This window comes from Streptomyces coeruleoprunus, assembly GCF_039542925.1.
Classification (GTDB): Bacteria; Actinomycetota; Actinomycetes; order Streptomycetales; family Streptomycetaceae; genus Streptomyces; species Streptomyces coeruleoprunus.
On record NZ_BAABIT010000001.1, the window covers coordinates 3,566,769 to 3,589,889 of the forward strand.

Here is a 23,121-nt window from a genome sequence, read left to right on the forward strand (position 1 = left end):
TGCTCTTACGCTGTATAGCGATTATTGGGAGGCGCTCTCGGCCGTGCCCGCCTTCGGCTTCGTCAGGTCGTAGAGCGTGACACCGTCGACCGTCACCTCGGTGAAGGTGGACGTGACCCACGAGGCGATCTCCGAGCTGCTGTTGCCGCCGGGGCCGCCAACGCCGCCATCGCCGCTGGCGCCGCCCCCTCGCATGCCGCCGCCGCCCGCGATGAAGTAGTGGATCCTGCCGTCCGCCACGTACTGCTTGAACTGCGCGAGCGTCGGCGACGGGTCCGAGCCGTTGAACCCGCCGATCGCCATGACCGGCTTCTCGGTGGCGAGCTGGTAGCTCGCCGCGTTCTGGGAGCCGACGGCCGCGGCGGCCCAGGTGTACGCGTCGGCGTTCTCGGCGAGCTTCGCCCTGGCCCCGGCGGTGACGGTGGCGCCGTTCAGGAGACCGCCCATGCCGCCTGCGGTCCGGGAGCCGCGCTCGCCCTGGGGGGTTGCGCCGTCCTGGGGGCCCGCACCTCGACCGCCGGCGCCCGGCGGCATCGTCCCGCCGCCCTGGCCGCCGCCCGGAAGCTGCCCGCCCGGGAAGCCCCGGCCGTCCTGCCCCGGCTGCCCTGCCTGCCCTGCCTGCCGCGGCGGCCGCATGCCCCCGGCCCGGAATCCGCCACCCGGCATCCCGCCGCCCCGCGTCGACGGCCCCGCCGTCACGATCGAGCCCTGGTGACCCGTGGCCAGCGTCGACAGGGTGTACGCCATGGGCGCGGCCAGCGCCGACACGAGCCCGAGCCCCGCCGCGCCCAGCACCACCCGCCGCCCCAGCCGCCCGCCGGCGCCGAGCAGCAGCCCGACGGCGGCCACCAGGCCGCCGAGCAGCACCGCCCAGCGCAGCCACGGCACGTAGTCGGGCGTACGGGCCAGCAGGACGTACGCCCACCCCGCCGTCCCCGCGACCGTCACCGCCAGCGTCGCCGCCGCGGCGATCCGCCCGCGCTCCTCCCACAGCACGGTCACACCCATGCCGACGAGCGCCGCGATGTACGGGGCGAGGGCGACCGTGTAGTACTCGTGGAAGATGCCGGCCATGAAGCTGAAGACCGCCAGCGTCATCAGCAGAGCGCCGCCCCACACGAGGAACGCGGCCCGAGCGGTGTCCGTACGCGGCGCCCGCCAGGTCACCACGAGCCCCGCCACCAGCAGGACCAGCGCGGCGGGCAGCAGCCAGGAGATCTGGCCGCCGATCGCGTCGTTCACCATGCGCCCGAGCCCGGTCTCGCCCCAGCGGCCGCCGCCTCCCTGGCCGCCACCGCCGCCGACGCTCCCCACCTCGTTGCCGTTGATCCGGCCCAGGCCGTTGTAGCCGAAGGTCAGCTCCAGGAAGCTGTTCGTCTGCGAGCCGCCGATGTACGGCCGCGACGACGCGGGCCACAGCTCCACGATCGCGACCCACCAGCCCGCGGACACCACCAACGCCAGCCCTGCCAGGGCCAGTTGCCCGCACCGCCGCGGGAGCCCGGTCGGCGCGCACACCGCGTACACGACGGCCAGGGCAGGCAGGATCAGGAACGCCTGGAGGGTCTTCGTCAGGAACGCCAGCCCGAACGCGACCCCCGCCCACACCAGCCACGTCGTCCGCGCGTCCTCCAGCGCGCGCAGCACGCAGTACACCGCCACGGCCATGAGCAGCGCCAGCAGGGCGTCCGGGTTGTTGAAGCGGAACATCAGCGCGGCGACGGGCGTCAGCGCCAGCACCGCGCCCGCCACGAGCCCGGCCGCCGGGCTGAAGCGGCGGCGGACCGCGGCGTACACGACGGCGACCGTGGCGACACCCATCAGCACCTCGGGGACGAGGATCTGCCATGAGCCGAGCCCGAAGAGCCGTACGGACAGGGCCATGGGCCACAGCGCGGCCGGCGGCTTGTCGACCGTGATGGAGTTCGCGGCGTCGGACGAGCCGAAGAAGAAGGCCTTCCAGCTCTCGCTGCCGGCCTGGACGGCCGCCGAGTAGAAGGAGTTGGCGTAGCCGGAGGCGTCCAGGTTCCAGAGGTAGAGCACGCCCGTGACGGCGAGCAGTCCGAGCAGGGCCGGCCGCACCCAGGGGGCGTCCTCGTGGCGGCCGCGCCACAGCCGCGCCGGGAGGGCGGCAACGGCCCTGCGTGCCGCGCCGTTGGTTTCACGTGAAACACCGGAGGTCTCCGGCAGGGCGGTGGTCATCGGGTCTCCCCCTGTGCGTACGAGGACGGGTCACGCCGGTCCGGGAAGACCCAGGCGCGGAAGAGCAGGAAGCGCAGGACGGTGGCCGCGAGGTTGGCGGCGATGAGCACCGCCATCTCGGTGGCCTGCGCGGGGTTGCCGGTGGCGGCTTCGAGGGCGGCGAGGGAGCCGCTGGTCAGGGCCAGGCCGATGCCGAACACGACCAGTCCCTGCGCCTGGTGGCGGACGGCCCGCTCCCGGCCCCGTACGCCGAAGGTGAGGCGGCGGTTGGCGGCGGTGTTGGCGACGGCCGACACCAGCAGGGCCGCCGCGTTGGCGGCCTGCGCCCCGGTGCCGAGCCGGAACAGCGCGTACAGCCCCAGGTAGAACACCGTCGACAGGGCGCCCACCACGCAGAAACCGACCAGTTGCCGGGCCAGCCCGCCCGGTACGCCGCTGAGCGTCCGGTCACGTGGGTCGTCGCCGAAGGGCCGGGCCAGCCGGTCGAGCGGCAGCGTGCCGCGTGCGAGCGCCCTCCCGACCCGCCACACGCCCTTCAGGTCGTCGGTGGCCGTCTTCACGATGTGGACCGTCGAGTCGGGGTCGTCCACCCAGTCGACCGGCACCTCGTGGATGCGCAGCCCGGCCCGCTCCGCGAGGACCAGCATCTCGGTGTCGAAGAACCAGCCGGTGTCCTCCACCATCGGCAGCAGCCGCTCGGCGACCTCCCGGCGTATCGCCTTGAAGCCGCACTGCGCGTCGCTGAACCGGGCGGCGAGCGAGCCCCGCAGGATCAGGTTGTACGCGCGGGAGACGAACTCCCTCTTCGGTCCCCGCACGACCCGCGAGCCGCCCGCCAGCCGCGAGCCGATGGCGAGGTCGGAGTGGCCGGAGATCAGCGGCGCGACGAGCGGCAGCAGCGCGTTGAGGTCGGTCGACAGGTCGACGTCCATGTACGCGAGGACCGGCGCCTCGGATGCCGACCACACGGTCCGCAGCACCCGGCCCCGGCCCTTCTGCTCCAGCCGCACCGACCGCACCTCGGGCACGGCCGCCGCGAGGGCGCCGGCGATGTCCGGTGTGCTGTCCGTGCTGGCGTTGTCCGCGACGGTGATGCGGAAGCCGTACGGGAACGTGCGGGTCAGGTGGGCGTGCAGCCGCCGCACACAGCGTTCGAGGTCCTTCTGCTCGTTGTGGACCGGGATCACGACGTCCAGCACGGGTCGGCCGGCGACGCCCACGGGCAGATGCTCCCGGGCGGGCAGGGCCCCCGCACGGCATTCCCTTGTCTCCGTTGTCTCCGTTGTCATGGGGACGACGCTCGCGGGCGGCGCTGTCAGGGCTGTGTGACGAGCCTGTGCCGCACCTGTGAGTCCGTGCCGGGCGGCACCCGGGAGTCCGTACCGGGCGGCACCTGTGAATCCGTGCCGGGGGCGCCGTCAGGGTGCCGGGCGCCGTATGAGGGCAGCCGCACCGTGAACACGGTCCGTCCCGGCACGCTCTCCACGTCGATGCGCCCCTCGTGCGCGGCCACGACGGCCTGCACGATGGCCAGCCCGAGCCCCGTGGACCCCGACTGCCGTGACCGTGACGAGTCGCCGCGCGCGAACCGCTCGAAGACGTGCGGGAGCAGGTCGGGCGGGACGCCCGGCCCGTCGTCCTGGACCTCCACGACGGCGAACCCGGCGTCGGCGCGCAGGCGGGCGGTGACGGTGGTGCCCGGAGGGGTGTGCGTACGGGCGTTGGCGAGCAGGTTGACCAGGACCTGCTGGAGGCGGGCGGCGTCGCCGTGGACGGTGACCGGTTCGGGCGGCAGGTCCAGGCGCCAGACGTGGTCCTGTCCGGCCGCGCGGGCGTCGCTCACGGTGTCCACGACGAGCGGGGCGAGGTCGGTCTCCTCGTACGCGAGGGGCCGCCCCGCGTCGAGGCGGGCGAGCAGCAGCAGGTCCTCGACGAGGCCGGTCATGCGGTGCGCCTCGGCCTCGATGCGCCCGAGGGCGTGGCGCGTCCCGGGGCCGGGCGTCTCGCCGCCGCGCCGGGTGAGTTCGGCGTAGCCGCGGATGGAGGCGAGCGGGGTGCGCAGCTCGTGGCTGGCGTCGGCGACGAACCGGCGGACGCGGGTCTCGCTCTCCTGGCGGGCGTCCAGCGCGGCGTGGACGTGGTCGAGCATCCGGTTGAGGGCGGCGCCGACCTGGCCGACCTCGGTGCGGGGGTCGGCCTCGGCTTCGGGGACGCGTTCGTGGAGGGCCACCTCGCCGCTGTGCAGGCGCAGTTCGCTGACGCGGGTGGCGGTCGCGGCGACCCGGCGCAGGGGCCGCAGGGCGACCCCGACGAGGGTGCCGCCGGCGAGCCCGGCCGCGACGAGTCCGGCGGCGGTGACGGACACCTCGGCCCAGACGAGGGTGCCCACGGTCTCCTGCACGTCGGCGAGCGGGAAGCCGAGGACCGTACGGCCGTCCTCGGAGGCCAGCACGCGGTGGTCGCCGAGGCGCGGCAGGGTCACCGTGTGCACGGCGCCGTCGCGCGGGGCGGCGGACAGGGCGGCGAGCTGCCGGGCGTCGAGCGCGCCGAGCGGGGCTCCCGGGTACTGCTGGTCGATCCGCCCGGCGACGGTGAGGACGTCCCCGTCGCCGACGGCACGGCCGCCGACCGTCCCGGACGGGTTGCCGGGCGCTCCCACGAACCGCAGCGGGTCGTCCCAGCGGTCCAGGGCGCTGCGCCGCAGCGCGTCCGTGAGCTTCTGGTCCTTCTGCTCGACCAGGTAGGAGCGCAGCGAGATGGTCGTCACGGCCCCGATGACCGCGGCGACGACCGCGATGAGCGCGACGGCGGACACGACCAGCCGGGTGCGCAGCGACCACGGCCGCCGCGCCCACCTCCGCGTACGCCCGTCACCGGCCGGGCATCGCGTCCGCACGTCACTCGCCGGGCTTGATCAGGTACCCGGCTCCGCGCCGGGTGTGGATCATCGGGGAGCGCCCGGCGTCGATCTTGCGCCGCAGGTACGAGATGTACAGCTCGACGACGTTGGCCTGGCCGCCGAAGTCGTACGACCAGACCCGGTCGAGGATCTGCGCCTTGCTCAGCACCCGGCGCGGGTTGCGCATGAGGAACCGCAGCAGCTCGAACTCGGTGGCGGTGAGATGGATGCCGTCGCCGCCCCGGGTCACCTCGTGGCTGTCCTCGTCGAGCGTCAGGTCCCCCACCACGAGCAGGGACTCGCTGCGCACCGCGCCCGCGCCGGAGCGCCGGATCAGGCCGCGCAGCCGGGCGACGACCTCCTCCAGGCTGAACGGCTTGGTGACGTAGTCGTCGCCGCCCGCCGTGAGCCCGGCGATGCGGTCCTCGACGGAGTCCTTGGCGGTGAGGAAGAGCACGGGAACGTCACTGAACTCCCGCCGCAGCCGCTGGAGGACGCTCAGGCCGTCCATGTCGGGCAGCATCACGTCGAGGACGACGGCGTCGGGCCGGAACTCGCGCGCCGAGCGCACCGCGCCGGCCCCGTCGCCGGCGCTGCGCACCTCCCACCCTTCGTAGCGCAGGGCCAGGGACAGCAGCTCGGCGAGCGAGGCCTCGTCGTCCACGACGAGCACCCGGACGGGGCTGCCGTCGGGCCGGAGCAGGGCGGTGCGCGACTGGGACGTGGTGGTGGTCATGGGACCAAGGTCGGGGAACCCCGTGAGAGCACCCTTTCGGCTTCCTGTGAATTCCCTGAGAAAACCCGTGCCTCAAGCGGGTGGTGCCCCGAAGAGCCGCGCCCCGTTCTCGTAACAGACGAGCCGCAACCACTCCTCCCCCAGCCCCAGCCGTTCCAGGGCGTGGAGCTGGTGGAGGTACCCGTACGGGATGTTCGGGAAGTCGCTGCCGAGCAGCACCCGGTCACCGAGGTCCAGCAGCCGCTTGCGCTCCCCGTCGGGAAAGGGGGCGAACCGTTCGCTGAAGTCGGTGAACGCCATGGTCGTGTCGAGCCGCACCTCGTCGTACCGCTCGACCAGATCGAGGAATTCGCCGTACTCGGGCATCCCCATGTGGGCGACGATCAGCCGCAGCCGCGGATGCCGCGCGAGCAGCCGACCGACGGGCCCGGGCCCGGTGTACGCACCGGGCGCCGGCCCGGATCCGCAGTGGATGACGACGGGCACGCGGGCGTCCTCGATGAGTCCCCACGCCGTGTCGAGCGACGGATCGCAGGGGTCGAAGTCCCCCACTTGGAGGTGGACCTTGAAAACGCGGACACCACCGTGGAGAGCGTCCCGGACATAGCCCTCCACGCCGGGCTCGGGGTAGAGGGTCCCGGTCCGCAGACACTCCGGCACCCGCCTGCTGAACCCTTCGGCCCACTCATTGAGCCAGGCGGCCATGCCGGGCTTGTGCGGGTAGATCATCGAGGTGAACCGTACGACGCCGAACTCCCTCAGCAGTTCGACGCGCCGGTCCTCCTCCTCGCGGTACGTGATGGGCCATTCGAGCCCGGTGAGGGGCCCGACGGCGTCGAAGTAGGCCCAGACCTTGCGGAGGACGCGCTCGGGCATGAAGTGCGTGTGCACATCGAAGAGTCCTGGAATGCCGAGTCGCCCGCCGAACTCCCGGACCGCCTCAGCCTCGTTCGAACCCATAGCTCCGCTCGACCCTCCCCACATGGACGCTGTAGCGCTGGTACCACTGCTCGCGCCCGCGCCGCTGGGCCTCCTGGTGCTCCAGATTGCGGCGCCAGGCGGCAATGGCCTCCTCGTCGCGGAAGTACGCGACGGTGATCCCGACGCCGCCGGGCGTACGGGCGGAGTCGAGCCCGAGGAACCCGGGAACGTCCTTGACCAGCTGCCCCATGCGCACGGCGACCTCGCCGTACCCTTCGAGCTCCTGGGTCTGCACGGAGGTGAACACGACGGTGTAGTAGGGCGGTTCGAGACCGCCGACGAGGTGATGGCTCATGAGGATCACCCTGGTGCGGACGGGGGAGTCCCGACAAGGGAAGACCCGCAAAGGGATCGAACTCTTTACCGACAGGACCGCAGGTCAGAAGAGCCCGCCCTGAACACCGGGCGGAACGGGGACGACAGGCAGGGAGAGGTCGGCACCGACCCCCTCACCCGACAGCTCCCACCCTCGCATCAGCCGCGCGTCGAGGACGACGAACCGCCCGTCGGCCGGACGCAGATGGAGATCGGGCCCGGCGACGGCATCGAGGACCCCTCGCAAGCACCCCCCGTCGACGAGCCCCGCCACCACCCCGTCGACCCGTTCGAGACCGGCGAGCCCAAAGGCACCGACGTGGTCCTGCACGTCGAGCGGAAGCCGCTCCAGCGTGTCCTGCCACCCGGATACGCCGAGCGCGTCGTCGTAGAGCCGATGCACCTCACGAGCCCGTACGTCGGGACCGGGCAACCCGACCCGGGCGAGCCGCTTGGCGGCGTACGGGACCCGGTCGGGCAGCCCGAGGCCGGCACCGAGCACGGCTTCGGCCCGCCGGGCGGCCATCAGCGCCCCGCGCCCGAGCCAGGTGAAGGCCACAGCGCCCTGCTCCAGCAACCGGGCATCACCCCGCTCCTCCGCGGTGATCCCCACCTTGACGAGGCCGCGCCCGAACCAGGCCAGGTACACCCGGAAGACGCGAGGATCGTCAAGGGCGGTATCAGCGGCGACGGAATGCACCCGATCAAGCCGAGCACACTCCTCGCAGACGCCACTGGTGCTGCGCGCGGCGACCACGGCGGCCAGGGGACAGGGATTGCCACGAGCACCGCCGCACAGCCGCTCCCCGACAGCCCGAAAGGCAACGGCCTGCCCAGGAACAAGGGAACTGGCCCGCCCCCCGGCCCAGAGCAGAGAGGCGCCCTCCCCACGCCACCTCAAACCGGCACACCGCCAGGGACTCATGGCGCGGTGAGAAGGGGCATGAAGCCCCCACGGGCCCCGCCGTCGAGCAGGAAGCCCCAATCGATCTCTTCCCCGTCCCCCGGCAGCGCATCAAGGGACATCACGACGGCCCCACCCACACCTTCAGCGGCCTCGCACCACTGCACGACGTGCTCGAACTCCTCCGGCGAGAGGCCGCCGGGCATCACGCACCCGAGGTCCCCGGGCCCGTCGACGACGCACAGGGTCGCCTTGGCGACGACGGACCACCCGTCAACCGCGGGCACACGCCCCTCGGGCGCGTGGAGCACGGGCAGGTGCTCGTGCACAGGAGCGGACCCGAGCAACAACACAGGCAGCGGCCCGAGAACGAACCGCCGATTCTCAGCAGGCACCATCATGCGCGTCACTGTGCCACGTCACCGAAGCGCCGCACGTAGCGCCTCTGCCAGGGCGTCTCGACGGCCCGCGGATGGTAGTGGGCCCGCACGTACGCGACGGCCCGCCGGGCAGGCACCCCGTCGATGACGGCGAGACAGGCGAGCGCGGTCCCGGTCCGCCCGATCCCCCCACCGCAGGCGACCTCCACCCGCTCCCGGCCGGCCCGCTCCCAAGCCTCCCGCAGGGCTTGGATCGCCTCCTCATGCCGCCGTGGCACCCAGAAGTCCGGCCACCGCACCCACCGCGACTCCCACTCCACAACGGGCGGAGCCGCCCCCAGCAAATACACCCCGAAGTCCGGCAGAACCCCTCCCGGCAGCCCCCGCCGCAGGCCCCGCCCCCGCACGAGCCGCCCGGAGGGCAACCGCAGAACCCCGCGATCTCCAGGCCCCCAGGTCTCCCCCACACACCCTCCAGCTGTTGACAAGGTTCACACCATAGATTCAAATCACTCAGGCTCACACTACCCACCCACTCAAGGAGCGCCAAGAGTGCCGAGGCCCCGCCCACCGCACCCCGCCCGGGCAGCACTGGCCCTCGCCACCGCGGCCCTGGCCTTGACGGCCTGCGGCCGCCTGATCGGACCCCCGGTCCCGGACGGCGAGCCAACAGAACTGTCCCGGTCCCGGACGGCGACCACCTGGACGGACGGCGAGGGCAAGCTCGAACTCCACCCCGACGGAACCTTCACCGCCGACCACCTCTGCGGCGACTACGACATCGCGGCCCACGGCCCGGAGAACGACCCCAAGTCGGGATCAGGCACATGGGAGGGCAGCCGATGGAAGGGCGACACCCAGGTCAGAATCACGTTCAAGTCCGGCGCGGAGTCCCTCTACGAGGTCCTGCAGGACGGCAAGACCTTGAAACTCTGGACGTACGTGGGCGACCCGGACTCGGGCCACCCCCTCTGCGTCCTGACCCGGCAGTGATCCGCGAGCCGGCGGCCCCGACGGGCCCGTCACACTCGCTCGTGCCGGACGAGCTTGGCCGCGGAGATCAGCAGGATCAGGGCCAGCGCCGGGATGAGCACCAGATCCGAGAACACGCCCAGGAGCAGCCCGCCCAGCGCCGCCCCGGCGATCGAGCCTCCGATCATGACCAGGGTGAAGCGGAGGTGGGCGCCCAGCACCGCGAAGCTGCCGTCACGGCTGTAGCGGGCGAAGGCGACGAGCATGGTGGGCAGCGAGACCAGCAGCGACAGGCTTCCCGCCGTCTTGATGTCCACCGCGAACAGCAGCACGATCGTCGGAATCAGCAGCTCGCCGCCGGCCACGCCCATGATGGCGGCGACCACACCGATGCCGAAGCCGGCCAGTACCCCGACGGGTACCTGCGCCCACAGCGGCAGCGCGAGCGTCCCCAGGGTGGCGCTGTGGGTGGCCATCAGGGCTGCCGCCATGAGCACCATCAGCGCCGCGAGCACCTTGTACAGCGTGGAGCTGCGCATCCGTACCGCCCACGTCGCCCCGGCCCAGGCCCCCAGCAGGCTCCCGGCCAGCAGGTTGACCGCTACAGGCCAGTGCGCGGCCACATCGGCGGCCGGCACCGCGGCCAGGCGGGCGGGCAGCGCGACCAGGACCACGACCAGGCTCATCGCCTTGTTCAGGATGACCGCCGAGAGCGCGGCGAACCCGAACAGGCCGATCAGCAGGGGCAGTCGGAATTCCGCGCCGCCCAAACCGATCATCCCGCCGAGAACGCCGACGGCTGCTCCGGCACCGAACACCAACGGCGTCGCATGCGTCGAACGTATGGGCGCGAGGTCCTTGTCGGTGGTCATGGTAGGCATCCTCACCGCCGGCGGCTCCCGCGCGCTACGGCGCGGCCCCTGTCCTGCGCCGCGTCCCGACCGGCGGGAGAGCGTCAGGCCACGTCGATGCCGTAATCCCGGACCAGTTCCTCGAGACCGCCTTCGTATCCCTTTCCTCCGGTGACGAAGTCCCAGTCGCCGTTGGGGCGTCGGCGGAAGGAGCCGAGCACCAGGGCGGTCTCGTTCGGGCGTCCGTCCGAGACCTCCAACCGGTCCAGTTCCGCCCCCGCGGCGTCCAGCAGCCGGATGCCGGCCGCGGTGAACCCGGACAGGTCGGCCGCGGGGTTGGCCTCAGGGTCGACCGCGGCCACGATGACGAGCCGGTCGGCCCTCTCGGGCAGCGCCTCGAAGGAGACCTGGACAGCGGCCCTGTCCGGTGCGGGGGTGGCGAGCGCGCGGACCGCGCCGTCCGGCGTCCGGGGATTGTTGAAGAAGACGAAGTGGTCGTCGTCCAGGACCCGGTTGCCCCGGCACACGAGCGCGCACACGTCCAAGGCGACGTTCCCGGACCAGTACATGCCCAGGATGTTGTGGTCGTCCGTCGCCGCCCCGGCATCCGGTGCCGTCCGCTGGGCGGGCACCGCGGGCCCGCCACCGCCCAGCCGTCCCCGCAGTCCGTGCCGGTGCAGCAGGTCGACCAATTCGGTTCCCGACACCAGCTCAAGAGGCTTGCCGTTGGCGAACCTGTGGGACCCGGGACCGAATCCGGACGTCGTCACCAGTACGCCCTTGTTGGCGCCGGCGTCCTGGACCGTGCCGTACAGGTCACGGACGGCCGTCGGCGGCACGGTGTTGCGGTAGCGCTTGACCTGCACGACGATCGTGCCGCCACGGATCGGTGTCGGATCGAGCGCCTGGACGTCCACACCGCCGTCGTTCGAGCGCTGCGTCGTCACGGCCTGCATGCCCATGGCACGGAAGAGATCCGCGACCAGCGACTCGAAGGCGAGGGGATCCATCTCGTACAGATCGGGCTCCTCGCCCGCCCCATGGGTGACCACGCCGTTGCCGACGTCCTCGGGTGCCCGTTCGGGCCGTACCGTGGCGCGCTGATCAGGGCGCGACGACAGCTGGCCACGCAGTCCGTCCACCAGGCAGTCGACGGCGTTGACCTGCTCCAGGTGCAGATCGGCGAAGGTCGAACGCGACACCATGACCGTGGCCAGGAAGATCCGCGCCTGCCTGCCCGTCGCCGGGTCGTGATCGTCCACGAACCCGTTCAGGGCGACCGAGTCCAGTGCCCCGAACCGATCCGCCGCGAAAAGGTCATGCAGCACCAGCAGGACGCACTGCGCGAGAACGTCGCGGTACAGCGCCCGACGCTGGGTCACCGGACGGGCGGTCTCCTTGTCCTGGTCCGCACCGGGCATGTACCGCACGGACTTCGTCTCCGGGATGACGTCGTACCTCGGGAGCTCCCAGTTCAGCACCAGCTGCCGTCCGCCCGAGTCGTACGCGGCGGACACCTGGCGCGGCATGCCCTCGGGCCATGCGGTGGACGCGTACAGAGCCGCGGAGAAGTACTCGACCGCCGCGTCGGGGTCGGCGTTGCGCAGCGCCGCCGCCATGTCGGCGATGCCGGCGTTGTGCCGGCGGATCTCCTGCAGCTGGGCGGCGGCCCACTGATCGTACTGATGCCGGTAGGCCGCGAGCTGTTGCAGACGCTGGTCCTCGGCCGCCTGTGCGGCCCGCCAGTCCCGCTCGAACCGGGCCCGCGCCTCGGCCTGCGCCTGGGCTCGCCGACCGGGCGTCCAGCCACTCTGCGGCTGATACTGGCTCGGATCCGGCATGCGGATGGGATGCATGAGCTGCCCCGGAGAGAAGGGTTCGATCCGCTCGGGCCGGGTGAGGGCATCGGGGGTGAAGGCCGGCGCGAGGCACCCGGCGACCAACAAGCCCTGCAAGGCCTGGACCCGTGCGTCCAGTTCCTCGGTACGCCGCCGGGCATCCGCCTCCCGCTGCTGCCGGTACGCCGCCTGCTGTTCCCGGTGGCTGCGTGCCAGCTCCCGCTGACGGGCGCGGTGCTGCCGCTCCTGCTCCCGCTGATACCTGGCTTGCGCCTCCAACTGGCGCTGCTGCTGGCGTTGCGCCTCGGCCCAGACACCGATCAACCCATTGGAGCGACGACTCATGCTCTACAGGCCCTCCCCACCAGAGGCTCGGCGCCCGTCCGCCAAACCCCTGACCCCATAACCAGTAGTAACGAAACGACTCTAGTGGGCAATCAACAGCTCGCCCATCCACTTGCGGGAGAAGCGTCCGGGCACTCCGGCCGGGGGCAAGGGGCACGGAGCGGGGACCAGACCGATGCCGCCGCACGACAGCGGTGTCCGTCGGCGGGCCGAGTGGTGACCCGGCGACCGAACGACCGAAACGCGAGAGGCCCCCGGATGATCTCCGGGGGCCTCTCGACTGTGTGCACTCGGCAGGATTCGAACCTGCAACCTTCTGATCCGTAGTCAGATGCTCTATCCGTTAAGCTACGAGTGCTTGTCAGTGATCTTACTCGCTGACTTTCCTCCCGGGCTTTTCGGCCCGGTCGGCGTTGCGGGAACAACATTACATGACCTGCGCCGTCATGCGAAATCCATTCACCAAAGGGTGACGAATCTGGACAAATCGCACTTCAGAGGGGGTGCGGGGGTCCGGAACGGACGAAGCCCCGGCCTTGGGGGCCGGGGCTTCGGGTGGTGCTGCGGAGGCGGAGGGATTTGAACCCTCGATGGGCTTTAAGACCCAAACCGCATTAGCAGTGCGGCGCCATAGACCGGACTAGGCGACGCCTCCAGCACACCCGCGCGAGCGCGAGTGGTGCGTGCAGATGATGACACAGCCCAGGGGCGTGCCACCAATCGCTGTCCACGGTACTAGGAGCGTGGGGCGCAGGGCAAAGGCTTCCGGTTGCGCAACGCCGCGGGCGGTGCAGCGTTAGAGGGGTGAGGAAGCCGGGCGCCCCGGTGGGGGGCCGAGAGGTCGCCGGCGTCCCGCACGGTTTCCGAGCCCCCAGGAGAACGCATGCTGCGCCGTCTCGTCCTCACCGCCTCCGCCTCCGCCGTCGCGCTCGGGGTGGGCGTGCCCACCGCCGTCGCGGCGCCGCTGCCGCCGCTGCCCCTGCTGGGGGCGTCCGACTCGCTGACCGTCACCGTGAAGGACTCGGGCAACCGCGTCGCCGACGGAACGTTCAGACTCGAGTGCGGAGACGACCGGGCCGCCGGCACACACCCCCGGGCCAAGCGCGCCTGCCACCGGCTGGAGGAGCTGTCCAAGGGCGGCCGGGACCCGTTCGCGCCCGTCCCGCAGGGGCGGATGTGCACCCAGCAGCACGGCGGCCCCGCCACCGCCCACATCGAGGGCGTCTGGCACGGCCGGCCCGTCGACGCGTACTTCAGCCGGGCGAACGGCTGCGAGATCGCCCGATGGGAGAATCTGCAGCCCGTTCTGCCCATGGCCCGGTCGTAGCCGACGGGACGGCGCGCTCACCTGGTGGTACGTGCCGGGGCGTACGCCTTGCGCACACAACCTTGCTCAAGGCTCCCCCTCATCCCCCGTCGCGCGCGCACCCCCAGCCCTTAGACTCCCTCCCGTAAGCGGCAGTAGGTCAGTGGGAGGAAGCGTCGTCGTGAGCAGCAGGCCATCCCGAGGCGCTGCTCGCCTCGCAGCCATACTCGACGCCCTGCCGGACGGGCTCGTCCTCGTCAACACCAACGGCACGGTCGTCAACGCCAACACCATCGCCCTCGAAATGTTCGAGACCCCCGGTACGGCGCTCGTCGGGCGGGGGCTCCTCGATCTGCTGCCCGCCTTCGACTCCCGGCTCATCCCCGGGTCCATGCGCCGCCCCGAGGCCGCCGACGCGCGCGGGCGCACCAAACCCGCCCGCATGATCGCGCGCAGGACCGATGGGAGCGAGTTCCCCGTCGAGGTCACCAGCGCCAGTCTCGAGGACGGGCGGGAGGCCTACGACTCGTACGGCGGCGGCTACAGCGGCGACGAGCTGCTCATGCTCGTCGTGCGCGACCTGTCCGGGACCCTCGACACCGAGGCCGAGCTGGCCCGCTCCCAGCGCCAGACCGAGATGATCCTGCGCGCCGCGTCCGAGGGCGTCGTCGGCACGGACACGGACGGGCGCATCGTCCTGGTGAACCCCGCGGCCGCCCAGATACTGGGCTGGCGCGCCAGCGACCTGGGCGGCAAGGAGCTGCACCAGCTGATGCTGCACTCGCGGGCGGACGGGGATGCCTTCCCGTACGACGACTCGCCCCTGGCCGACACGTTGCGGTCCGGGCGCAAGCACCGCGTGCGCGGGCAGGTCGTCTGGGCCAAGGACGGGTCCGCCGTGCCCGTCGACCTCACCACCGCCCCGGTGCGCGACGGGGACCAGCTCGTCGGCGCCGTCATGACCTTCACCGACCGGCGTCCCCTGGAGCAGCTCACCGAGGAGCACGCCGCCGAACTGGCAGAGCTGAAGAAGGGCCACGCGGAGGAGAAGGCCGGCCTGGAGAAGCGGCTCGCCGAGGGGGAGGAGCGGTACGAGGGGCTGCTCGAGGAGAGCGCCGAGCGGTACGAGGCGCTGGCCGCGCGGCACGCGCAGCTGACCGCCGTGCTCGGCGACGCGCTGCGCGGGCCCCTGGAGGAGCTGCGCCACGAGCTGGGCGTGCTGGCCGCCGACCCGGCCGGGCAGCTGTGGCCCGAGGCGAACCAGATCCTGCACCACCTGGCCGCCGGGTACGCCCGGATGACCACGCTCGTCGACAACGTGCTGGGCTACCAGCGCCTCGACGTCGGCGACGAGTCGCTGCGCAAGGAGCCGGTGCTGCTCGACGGCGTCGTCGCGGCGGGTGTCGAGGGCGCGGTGGAGCTGATCGGTCCGGGGCGGGTGCAGTTCGCGGTGCACGCTCCGCCCATAGAGGCCGAGGTGGACGGCGCCCGGCTGGCGACCGCCCTCGCCCATCTCGTCGCCGACGTCGCCGGGGTCGACTCGACCGGCAAGTCCCGCGTCGTGGCCGACGGGGGGTACGTCGACTCGACGATCGTGGTCGCCGCCGCCCAGCGCGGCGATGTCGCACGCATCGAGGTGCGCGGCCCGTACGCCGGGGGCGACCCGGTGCACGAGCCCATCGTGCGCGGCATCGTCCGGGCGCACGGCGGGGTGCTCCAGACCCATGAGGTGCCCGGCATGAGCGGCACCGCCTATGTGCTGGAGGTGCCGCTCGGCGAGGGCGCCGGGACGGTGGCCGTTCCCGCCACACCCGAGGGCGGTTCCCGGGCGGTGGCCGTGGCGGTGCCCGCGCAGCAGTCCGGCGACACGACCGGCGGGGGCCGGCGCAGGGCGCGGCGCTCCTCGACCGACGCGTTCCTGGACAGTCCCGTACGGGCGGAGGACCCCGTCGCGGCCGAGCCGACCGGCCGCCGCCGGGCCCGGGCGCTGGCCGCCGCCCCCGACGACGAGACCGGTGAACGGCTCATCCCCGCGCAGGAGTCCGGCGGCCCCGAGCCGACCGGGCGGCGCCGTGGCCGGCCCAGCCCCGCCGAGGGTGCGGTCATGACCGCCGCCGAGTCCGCCCAGGCACGGCCCGCGGCGCTCGGCGACACCGTGCCGCCGCAGGGCGTCGCCCCCGAGGGCGAGGGCATGCCCGTGCCGCCGGCGGGCAGTGGACGGCGGGCCCGGCGCGGCGCCGGGCAGGAGGGCGGAATCCCCGCGCTGCCCGCCGGGCCCGTGCCCGTACCGGCCACCGGGACCGCCGCCGTGGGTGCGGGCGCCGGGCAGGAGCCCGTGCCGCCGACCGGGCGGCGGGCACGGCGTGCGCTGGCGAGCACGCAGGAGCGGACGGCGCCTGCGGAGGGTGGCCCGCGCGCGGCGTTCGCGCTGCCGCCCGCGGAGGCGGACCGACAGCAGCCGCAGGCCACTGTGGCTCAGGCTGCGGCCGCCCCGGCGAATCCGGCCGCAACCCCGGCCGGCGGGCCGGTTCCGGCTACCGGTACGGGTCCGGTTCCGGCCGCCGGTACGGCCCACGTTCCGGCTCCGGCGCCCGCTGCGGCCGCCGCTCCGGCCGGGACTCCTGCCGGTGGAGTCGCCCTGCAGGCACCCGGGGCCGCGGCGGTTCCCGTGGCCCCTGCGGCTACGGTTCGCCCTGCCGGCGCCGCTCCCACGGCCGCCCCCGGCGCCACGCCCGCCGCCGCGCTCGCGGGTGACGACGGGCGGCACGATGCCGTGCGTGCCGAGCCGGATGCCGATCACACGCCGCCGCAGCCGCACCCGATCCCGATGCCCGCGGCCCCCACGGCCGCCGACGCGACCCAGTCGACGCAGGGCCGGGCGTTCAGCGTGCGGACCCTGGGCCAGGGCGTGCCGTTCGCCCAGCAGGCGACGGCGACGCCCCTGCCCGTACCCGCGCAGGGTTCCGGCTCCGGGCGGCGGCGGAAGCTGGCCACGCCTCCCGAGGGCGACCGGCCGCAGCCGCAGGCCCAGCCGGCGGCCGCGCCCGCCGCGCCCGCCGCGCCGCAGGCCACGAACGCGCACCAGCAGCGGCTCGCCCCGCCCGCCGAGGGCCGGGCGTACGAGATAGGAGCACCGGACGAGGGCGCGGACGAGGGCCCCGAGCCGCTGGACGGGCCCGGGGGTGCCGTGGAGGTCACCAACGAGCCGCAGCCCCGGCCCCTCGACGACGAGCTGCCGCCGGAGCCGCTGGACAACCCGCGCCGGCTGCTCGTGTGGCCCGCGCCCGACGTCGCCACGCAGCAGGCGCTGAGCGACCGCGGCTACCGGCCGGTGATCGTGCACTCGCGCGAGGAGGTGGACGCGCAGATCGCCGCGTTCCCGGCGGCGCTGTTCGTGGACCCGCTGACCGGGCCCATCACGCGGACGGCCCTCCAGTCGCTGCGCCAGGCCGCGGTGGCGGCCGAGGTGCCCGTCCTGCTGGCCGCCGGTCTCGGGCAGGCGACGCGGGAGGCGGCGTACGGCGCCGACCCGGCCGTCCTCCTCAAGGCGCTGGCGCCGCGGGACAGCGAGCAGCACCCGTCGCGGGTCCTGCTGATCGAGGAGCACGACGAGATCGCGCTCGCGCTGACGGCGGCCCTGGAGCGGCGCGGGATGCAGGTCCTGCGGGTCCCGGCGGACAGCGACGCGGTGGCGATGGCGACGCAGCTGCGGCCGAACCTGGTCGTGATGGACCTGATGCAGGTGCGGCGCCGGCGTGCCGGGATCATCGACTGGCTGCGGGCGAACGGGCACCTCAACCGCACGCCGCTCGTCGTCTACACGTCGAACGGCCTCGACGAGGCGGAGCTGCCGAAGCTGGCGTCCGGTGAGAACGTGCTGTTCCTGGCGGAGCGGTCCACGAGCGCCGAGGTCCAGCAGCGGATCGTGGACCTGCTGGCGAAGATCGGCACCAACTGATGCGGAGGGGGCGGGTCCGGCCCGCCCCCTGCCGCGCCTACAGCTCCGTCACGTCCAGCTGCCCCTCCGCGTACTGCCTGCGGATGACCTTCTTGTCGAACTTCCCCACGCTCGTCTTCGGGACGGCCGGGACGATCGCCCAGCGCTCCGGCAGCTGCCACTTGGCGATGCCCGCCTCGGAGAGGAACTCCCGCAGCGCCGTGTGGTCCGCGGTCGCGCCCTCCTTGAGGACGACGGTGGCCAGCGGGCGCTCGCCCCAGCGGTCGTCGGGCACGGCGACGACGGCGGCCTCGACGACGTCCGGGTGGCCCATCAGGGCGTTCTCCAGCTCGACCGAGGAGATCCACTCGCCGCCGGACTTGATGACGTCCTTGGCGCGGTCGGTGAGGGTGAGGTAGCCGTCGGGGTTGATCACGCCGACGTCGCCGGTCTTGAGCCAGCCGTCGGCGCTGAACTTGTCCTCGGGGCGCAGCGGTTCCGCGTCCGCGCCGCCGTAGTAGGCGCCGGCGATCCACGGGCCGCGCACCTCCAGCTCGCCGGCGGAGGTGCCGTCCCAGGGCAGGAGGTCGCCGCCGGGGCCGACGAGGCGGGCCTCGACGCCGGCGGGGAAGCGGCCCTGGCTGAGGCGGTAGCCGAGGTCCTCGTCCGCACCGAGGCCGGACGGCGGGCGGGCCACCGTGCCGAGCGGGGACGTCTCGGTCATGCCCCAGGCGTGGTAGAGGCGGACGCCCAGCCTGTCGTACGCCTCCATCAGGGACTTCGGGCAGGCGGAGCCGCCGATGGTGACCTGCGTGAGCGAGGAGACGTCCCGGGGTCGGGCGAGGAGTTCGCCGAGGAGGCCCTGCCAGATGGTGGGGACGGCCGCGGCGTGCGTGGGGCGCTCCCGCTCGATCATGTCGGCGAGGGGGCCGGGCTGGAGGAAGCGGTCGGGCATCAGCATGCTGACGCCGGTCATGAAGGTGGCGTGCGGGAAGCCCCAGGCGTTCACGTGGAACTGGGGCACGACCACGAGGGTCGTGTCGTCGTGGGTGAGGCCCATCGACTGAGCCATGTTGATCTGCATCGAGTGCAGGTAGATGGAACGGTGCGAGTAGACGACGCCCTTGGGGTCGCCGGTGGTGCCGGAGGTGTAGCAGAGGGCGGCGGCCCGCCGCTCGTCCAGCTCGGGCCAGTCGTACGTGTCCGGCTGCCCGGCGAGCAGCTCCTCGTACTCGTGGACCTGGACCTTCGCGCCGTCGAGGGGCGCGCGGTCGCCGGGGCCGCTGACGACGACGTGCTCGACGCTCGTCAGCTGCGGCAGGAGCGGAGCGAGGAGGGGGATCAGGGAGCCGTTGACGATGATCACCCGGTCGGCGGCGTGGTTGATGATCCACACGAGTTGCTCGGCGGGCAGCCGCAGGTTCAGGGTGTGGAGGACGGCGCCCATGCAGGGCACGGCGTAGTACGCCTCGACGTGTTCGGCGTTGTTCCACATCAGCGTTCCCGTGACATCGCCCTCGGAGACGCCGAGGCCGCGCAGGGCGTGGGCCAGCCGGGCCGCCCGGGTGTGGATCTCCGCGAAGGTCCGCCGCTGGGGCTCCGCCTCGCCCGTCCAGGTGGTGACGGTCGCCGTGGCGTGCACGGTGGAGCCGTGCCTCAGAATGCGCGACACCAGCAGCGGGACGTCCTGCATCGTGCTCATCATCACGGGGGCCTCCGGCAATGCTACGGACGAGTAGTGTGCCGCCGATTCTGCGGGACGAACCGGACCCACCGCCATGCCCCGGAGCCGGCGATCTCGCTCCGGGGCAGGGACGGGGCACGGGACCAGGTCGTGTCCGGCGGATCATGCCTGGGCCGCGGGGTCTGGCACGCCCTCCCCCAAGCCCTGACGGGCAGGGGGGACCCCCAGCGGCGTTGTCGTCGGTCGCGATGGCTCCGCCATCCCTCCCTCCTCCGCCTTGCAGCCGCACGCACCAGACCCCGCTCACCAGCAGTCAAAGGCACCGCCCAGCGATGTCGGCATGATCCCCCGGACACTCCCTAGGCGGTGGCCACCGTGCGGCACGCCGTGATGAAACGGACCAGCTCGTCCATCCGGTCCGTCTTGGTGTCGACGGCGCGGTTGACCACGCGGACCAGGTGTTCGTACGCGTCCGTGTGGTCGTAGCTGGCCGTGTCGGCGATCTTCAGGGCCCAGCGCCAGTAGCCGCGCATGGTGTCGGCGAGCGGCATGCGGAACGTGGCGATGACGTCCCGTACGGGCTCGACGACCCGGTCGCCGTGGCGGCGCAGATAGCGTTCCACGGTGTCCGCCATGAACGAGAAGTGCCGGGCCTCGTCCCGGCTGAGCCGGCCCAGCAACTCGTCCAGGACCGGGTCGTCCACCACCGCGCGCAGCTGCTGGTAGTAGATCTGCGTGGCCTTCTCCTGGACGAGCGTGTACGCGAAGTACTGCACGGCGTGCTCGTACGGGAGCGTGAACTCCCGCTGCCCCTCGGCGGCCGTCTCCGCGCGCAGCGCCTCCGGGTCGGCGAGGCCCGACTCGGTCTGGTAGCGGACGAGGGCCCTGGCGTGGGTGTCCTCCTCCGCGGCCCAGCGCACGGTGAAGTGGTACAGCTCGCGGTTGTGGAGGTACGTCTCCCGGTCCACGTCCCCGTTCACCGGGAACAGCCGGTGGTAGAGGGCGAAGTAGCCGGGCAGGTGGTCCTCGATGAGGGTGACGAAGCGGACGGCCGAGCGCTGGCCCTCGGTGAGGCGGCCCGCGTCGGCCCGGCTCCAGTCGATGGACTCCACGTCCCAGCGCCGGGACACCGGCGTGGCCCGCATGAAGTCGCCGACGGTCTGCTCGACCTCGTGCGGTTCGAGCATCGGGCCCAGCGCGGTGCCGGGCGGCGGCGCCGGGTCCCGCCGATCGGTCGCCGTGGTGGTCATGCCGGTCATCGCCCCGTCACCGGGCCTTCGTGCAGACCAGCGCGTAGTGCTTGGTGGTGTAGCCCCAGCCCGCGTTGGCGACCTCCAGGTAGCGGACGAGCTTCTCCGCCATCCCGGGCCGTACGGCGTCGATCCGGTCCGCGCGGGCGTGCACGTTGGCGATCCAGTCCTCGATGGTGCGGTGGTAGTCGGCAGTCAGGTCGTCGACGCTCGTGACCGAGAAGCCGGCGGTCTCCGCGCCTCGCACCAGTTCGGACAGCGGGCGCAGCTCCCCGTAGCCGAAGATCGACTCGCGGACGAAACGCGTTCCCGTACGGGCGTCGAACTCCTCGCGCACGGCGTCGCTGCGGAAGCAGCTCTCGGACACGTACAGGCGGCCGCCGCGGCGCAGCAGCGAGCGGGCCTTGCGCAGGACGCCCACGAGGTCCGGCATGTGCACGATGGAGCCGAGCATGGTGACCGCGTCGTAGCCGCCGTCCTTCAGCTCCACCTCCTCGAAGTGGCCGACGACGCTGGTCACCCGGTCCGCGACGCCCAGTTCGGCGGCGCGCTGCGCGATGTACGCGTGCTGGGCGCCCGCCGGGCTGATCCCGGTGGTGCGGCAGCCGTACTCCTTGGCGAAGTGCAGGATCACCGAGCCCCAGCCGCACCCCGCGTCCAGCACCCGCTCGCCGCCGCGCACGCCGAGCCGGTCGGCGACGAAGGCGAGCTTCTGGAGCTGGGCCTGCTCCAGGCTGTCGTCGGGGGAGCGGTAGAGGCCCGAGCTGTACTTGCGCAGCGGGTCGAGGAAGAGCCCGAAGATCTCCGGCTCCAGGTCGTAGTGGACATTGGTGTCGGAGACCGGCATGGCCCCCGGGTCCGTGGTGGTGGTCGTCGTCATCGGGCGCCCTCCGCCGCGAGCGCCTTCTCGACGACGGTGACGACCTGGGAGACGGTGGCGACGGTGAAGACGTCCTCGTCCTCCAGCTCGATGTCGTAGCGCTGTTCGATCCTGGCGACCATGCGCAGCACCTTCACCGAGTCGGCGCCCTCCAGGCCCCGCAGATCCGTCTCGGGGGTGAGGGAGTCGGCGGGGACGCCGAGTTCGGCCGCCACGATGTCGGTGACGGTGGTGAGGATCTGCTCGCTGTTCTCCGGCATGGGGGGAATTACCTCTCGGTTCGGTGAAGGGTGTTCGTCAGGTCGGTGGACGGGTCCGTGGTGCGTTCCGCGGCCAGGCGTTCGGTGAGCGCGGCGGCGTCCGGGTCGGTCATACGGATGTGCTCGCGCGCCCGGTCCATGTCGACGCAGCGGTAGCCCGCCGACGCGGTCGCCATGACCTCGCCCGTGGCGTCGAGCACCTCGGCCACGGCGTGCACGGTCTCGGGGCCGCCCTTGTCGGCGCGCAGCCGGGCCACGCACACGTAGTCGCGGTCCACGGCGAGGGGGCTGAGGTAGCGGATGCGCAGCGCCGTGGTGAACGCGGGCGTGCCGTACCGCAGGACGACGAGGTTGCCCATGATCTCGTCGCACACCGTGGAGACGATGCCGCCGTGGACGACCCCCGGGTACGACTCGTGGATCCTGGCGAGGCGGAGCCGGGTCCGTAACCCGCCGTCCTCGTCCTCCTCGAAGCGCAGCCGCAGCCCGGACGCGTTGTGCGGGGAGCAGCCGAAGCACTGGTGGTCGGGCTGCGACGCCCAGGGCACCTCGATCGTGCCGTCGGGGCGCTGCCCGGTCGTGGCGGCGGTCACGACAGGGCACCGGCGAGGGCGCGCCGGATGCGGGCGCCCGTGGTCAGGTCGAGCCCGGTCATGGAGCCGAACGCGCTGCGCACCTTGGCGTGCAGCTTCTGCAGCTCGTCCTCGTCGGCGACCTTCTCCAGGAACACCTCGAAGCCGGTGTCGATGGTCTCGTGGTCGCCGCCCTCGACGAGGCTGTCCTTGAACAGGCTGACGGGGTGCTTGATCCGCGCCTCGGACGTGTACACGTACAGCGTCTCCAGCACGGACGGCAGCTCCTGCGGGCGTCGCGCCAGGCGCTCCTTGGTGTAGTGGATGAACTCCCGCGCGTGGCCCGCCTCGTCGCGGCTCGCGCGGCGCAGGATGTCCTGGAGCACCGGCTCGCGCACCCAGTCGGCGACGGCGCGGTAGACGTGGTTGACGGTCAGCTCGGAGATGATGTTCGTGGCGAGCGTCGCGGACGGGGTGCTGCCCGGCGCGTACGGCTCGCGCATCGCCTCGACGGGCCGCTCGTCGACGTCCTCGTCGATGGCGCGCAGCCAGGTCTTGAAGGCGTAGTGGTGCTGGAGTTCCTGGTAGCCCCAGATCGCGGCGAAGGCCGAGAAGTCGTAGTCGTCGACGAACTCGTTGAAGAAGCCGTGCGTGGCGGCGATCGAGTTGCACTCGCCCATGACGGCGCTCTTGGCGAGCGTCACGTACTCGGGCTCGACGAGTGACCGGTCGACCTTGTCGAAGTCGATGTCGGTGAGGCGCCAGTGGGTGCGTTCGTAGTGGCTGAAGACGTCGAAGGCGTGCATCGG

The 23,121-nt window shown here is 72.6% G+C and carries 20 protein-coding genes and 2 tRNA genes; 3 read left to right on the plus strand and 19 right to left on the minus strand.

What is annotated here, in order from left to right:
* Window positions 1-21: 21 nt before the first annotated feature.
* The 9 genes from ABEB09_RS15795 to ABEB09_RS15835 form a co-directional block, all read right to left on the minus strand.
* Window positions 22-2,202, minus strand: a complete 2,181-nt coding sequence (locus tag ABEB09_RS15795) for an ArnT family glycosyltransferase (RefSeq protein ID WP_345690558.1) — start codon at window positions 2,200-2,202, stop codon at window positions 22-24.
* A complete protein-coding gene (locus ABEB09_RS15800) occupies window positions 2,199-3,491 on the minus strand; it encodes a bifunctional glycosyltransferase family 2/GtrA family protein (protein ID WP_345690559.1) in 1,293 nt (430 codons plus the stop codon). Before ABEB09_RS15800 ends, ABEB09_RS15795 begins: the two co-directional genes overlap by 4 nt.
* A gap of 26 nt (window positions 3,492-3,517) precedes the next feature.
* Window positions 3,518-5,098 (minus strand): sensor histidine kinase, encoded by a 1,581-nt coding sequence (locus ABEB09_RS15805; protein WP_345690560.1) that lies wholly within the window; start codon window positions 5,096-5,098, stop codon window positions 3,518-3,520.
* Between the two features lies 1 nt (window position 5,099).
* Window positions 5,100-5,837, minus strand: a complete 738-nt coding sequence (locus tag ABEB09_RS15810) for a response regulator transcription factor (protein WP_345690561.1) — start codon at window positions 5,835-5,837, stop codon at window positions 5,100-5,102.
* Window positions 5,838-5,909: 72 nt separating this feature from the next.
* Entirely contained in the window at window positions 5,910-6,797 is an 888-nt protein-coding gene (locus ABEB09_RS15815) for an amidohydrolase family protein (protein ID WP_345690562.1), read from the minus strand.
* Window positions 6,778-7,113, minus strand: a complete 336-nt coding sequence (locus ABEB09_RS15820) for an antibiotic biosynthesis monooxygenase family protein (RefSeq protein ID WP_345690563.1) — start codon at window positions 7,111-7,113, stop codon at window positions 6,778-6,780. Before ABEB09_RS15820 ends, ABEB09_RS15815 begins: the two co-directional genes overlap by 20 nt.
* Before the next feature lie 84 nt (window positions 7,114-7,197).
* Window positions 7,198-8,058: a DUF2797 domain-containing protein gene (locus ABEB09_RS15825; RefSeq protein ID WP_345690564.1), complete on the minus strand. Its 861-nt coding sequence runs from the start codon at window positions 8,056-8,058 to the stop codon at window positions 7,198-7,200.
* Window positions 8,055-8,438 (minus strand): hypothetical protein, encoded by a 384-nt coding sequence (locus tag ABEB09_RS15830; protein WP_345690565.1) that lies wholly within the window; start codon window positions 8,436-8,438, stop codon window positions 8,055-8,057. Before ABEB09_RS15830 ends, ABEB09_RS15825 begins: the two co-directional genes overlap by 4 nt.
* 5 nt (window positions 8,439-8,443) lie before the next feature.
* Window positions 8,444-8,884, minus strand: coding sequence for a protein-tyrosine phosphatase family protein (locus ABEB09_RS15835; protein ID WP_345690566.1), 441 nt, complete (start codon window positions 8,882-8,884; stop codon window positions 8,444-8,446).
* Window positions 8,885-8,969: 85 nt separating this feature from the next.
* Here ABEB09_RS15835 and ABEB09_RS15840 point away from each other — a divergent pair, with 85 nt between their 5' ends.
* On the plus strand, window positions 8,970-9,410 hold the full coding sequence (locus ABEB09_RS15840; RefSeq protein WP_345690567.1) for a hypothetical protein: 441 nt from the start codon (window positions 8,970-8,972) through the stop codon (window positions 9,408-9,410).
* 29 nt (window positions 9,411-9,439) lie between these two features.
* Here ABEB09_RS15840 and ABEB09_RS15845 read toward each other — a convergent pair whose 3' ends face one another.
* The 4 genes from ABEB09_RS15845 to ABEB09_RS15860 form a co-directional block, all read right to left on the minus strand.
* A complete protein-coding gene (locus tag ABEB09_RS15845; RefSeq protein ID WP_345690568.1) occupies window positions 9,440-10,261 on the minus strand; it encodes a sulfite exporter TauE/SafE family protein in 822 nt (273 codons plus the stop codon).
* Between the two features lie 83 nt (window positions 10,262-10,344).
* Window positions 10,345-12,423, minus strand: coding sequence for a restriction endonuclease (locus ABEB09_RS15850; protein ID WP_345690569.1), 2,079 nt, complete (start codon window positions 12,421-12,423; stop codon window positions 10,345-10,347).
* A gap of 285 nt (window positions 12,424-12,708) precedes the next feature.
* A tRNA-Arg gene (locus ABEB09_RS15855) sits at window positions 12,709-12,781 on the minus strand.
* 206 nt (window positions 12,782-12,987) lie between these two features.
* Window positions 12,988-13,078 (minus strand) — tRNA-Ser (locus tag ABEB09_RS15860).
* A 228-nt stretch (window positions 13,079-13,306) separates the two neighbouring features.
* On the opposite strand from ABEB09_RS15860, the gene ABEB09_RS15865 reads away from it, so the two are divergent.
* Window positions 13,307-13,750 (plus strand): SSI family serine proteinase inhibitor, encoded by a 444-nt coding sequence (locus tag ABEB09_RS15865; RefSeq protein WP_345690570.1) that lies wholly within the window; start codon window positions 13,307-13,309, stop codon window positions 13,748-13,750.
* Window positions 13,751-13,910: 160 nt separating this feature from the next.
* Entirely contained in the window at window positions 13,911-17,687 is a 3,777-nt protein-coding gene (locus ABEB09_RS15870; protein WP_345690571.1) for a PAS domain-containing protein, read from the plus strand.
* Window positions 17,688-17,724: 37 nt separating this feature from the next.
* Here ABEB09_RS15870 and ABEB09_RS15875 read toward each other — a convergent pair whose 3' ends face one another.
* The 6 genes from ABEB09_RS15875 to ABEB09_RS15900 all read right to left on the minus strand — a co-directional run bounded on the left by ABEB09_RS15875 (window position 17,725) and on the right by ABEB09_RS15900 (window position 23,118).
* Window positions 17,725-19,371 (minus strand): long-chain fatty acid--CoA ligase, encoded by a 1,647-nt coding sequence (locus ABEB09_RS15875; RefSeq protein WP_345693952.1) that lies wholly within the window; start codon window positions 19,369-19,371, stop codon window positions 17,725-17,727.
* Window positions 19,372-19,709: 338 nt separating this feature from the next.
* Window positions 19,710-20,600 (minus strand): acyl-ACP desaturase, encoded by an 891-nt coding sequence (locus ABEB09_RS15880; protein WP_345690572.1) that lies wholly within the window; start codon window positions 20,598-20,600, stop codon window positions 19,710-19,712.
* A gap of 16 nt (window positions 20,601-20,616) precedes the next feature.
* Window positions 20,617-21,480, minus strand: a complete 864-nt coding sequence (locus ABEB09_RS15885; RefSeq protein WP_345690573.1) for an SAM-dependent methyltransferase — start codon at window positions 21,478-21,480, stop codon at window positions 20,617-20,619.
* The gene (locus ABEB09_RS15890; RefSeq protein ID WP_345690574.1) at window positions 21,477-21,740 is read right to left on the minus strand and encodes an acyl carrier protein; all 264 of its coding nucleotides are present in this window, start codon (window positions 21,738-21,740) and stop codon (window positions 21,477-21,479) included. Before ABEB09_RS15890 ends, ABEB09_RS15885 begins: the two co-directional genes overlap by 4 nt.
* Window positions 21,741-21,748: 8 nt before the next feature.
* Window positions 21,749-22,333: a PaaI family thioesterase gene (locus ABEB09_RS15895; protein ID WP_345690575.1), complete on the minus strand. Its 585-nt coding sequence runs from the start codon at window positions 22,331-22,333 to the stop codon at window positions 21,749-21,751.
* Window positions 22,330-23,118 (minus strand): ferritin-like domain-containing protein, encoded by a 789-nt coding sequence (locus tag ABEB09_RS15900; RefSeq protein WP_345690576.1) that lies wholly within the window; start codon window positions 23,116-23,118, stop codon window positions 22,330-22,332. The genes ABEB09_RS15895 and ABEB09_RS15900 overlap by 4 nt, the downstream gene beginning before the upstream one ends.
* Window positions 23,119-23,121: the final 3 nt, after the last annotated feature.

Coding starts and splice junctions, on each gene's coding strand:
- ABEB09_RS15865 (WP_345690570.1), top strand. CDS start 13,307: ATGCTGCGCCGTCTCGTCCTCACCGCCTCCGCCTCCGCCGTCGCGCTC.
- ABEB09_RS15795 (WP_345690558.1), bottom strand. CDS start 2,202: ATGACCACCGCCCTGCCGGAGACCTCCGGTGTTTCACGTGAAACCAAC.
- ABEB09_RS15850 (WP_345690569.1), bottom strand. CDS start 12,423: ATGAGTCGTCGCTCCAATGGGTTGATCGGTGTCTGGGCCGAGGCGCAA.
- ABEB09_RS15880 (WP_345690572.1), bottom strand. CDS start 20,600: ATGACCACCACGGCGACCGATCGGCGGGACCCGGCGCCGCCGCCCGGC.
- ABEB09_RS15875 (WP_345693952.1), bottom strand. CDS start 19,371: ATGATGAGCACGATGCAGGACGTCCCGCTGCTGGTGTCGCGCATTCTG.
- ABEB09_RS15885 (WP_345690573.1), bottom strand. CDS start 21,480: ATGACGACGACCACCACCACGGACCCGGGGGCCATGCCGGTCTCCGAC.
- ABEB09_RS15810 (WP_345690561.1), bottom strand. CDS start 5,837: ATGACCACCACCACGTCCCAGTCGCGCACCGCCCTGCTCCGGCCCGAC.
- ABEB09_RS15800 (WP_345690559.1), bottom strand. CDS start 3,491: ATGACAACGGAGACAACGGAGACAAGGGAATGCCGTGCGGGGGCCCTG.
- ABEB09_RS15900 (WP_345690576.1), bottom strand. CDS start 23,118: ATGCACGCCTTCGACGTCTTCAGCCACTACGAACGCACCCACTGGCGC.
- ABEB09_RS15845 (WP_345690568.1), bottom strand. CDS start 10,261: ATGACCACCGACAAGGACCTCGCGCCCATACGTTCGACGCATGCGACG.
- ABEB09_RS15820 (WP_345690563.1), bottom strand. CDS start 7,113: ATGAGCCATCACCTCGTCGGCGGTCTCGAACCGCCCTACTACACCGTC.
- ABEB09_RS15825 (WP_345690564.1), bottom strand. CDS start 8,058: ATGAGTCCCTGGCGGTGTGCCGGTTTGAGGTGGCGTGGGGAGGGCGCC.
- ABEB09_RS15890 (WP_345690574.1), bottom strand. CDS start 21,740: ATGCCGGAGAACAGCGAGCAGATCCTCACCACCGTCACCGACATCGTG.
- ABEB09_RS15815 (WP_345690562.1), bottom strand. CDS start 6,797: ATGGGTTCGAACGAGGCTGAGGCGGTCCGGGAGTTCGGCGGGCGACTC.
- ABEB09_RS15830 (WP_345690565.1), bottom strand. CDS start 8,438: ATGATGGTGCCTGCTGAGAATCGGCGGTTCGTTCTCGGGCCGCTGCCT.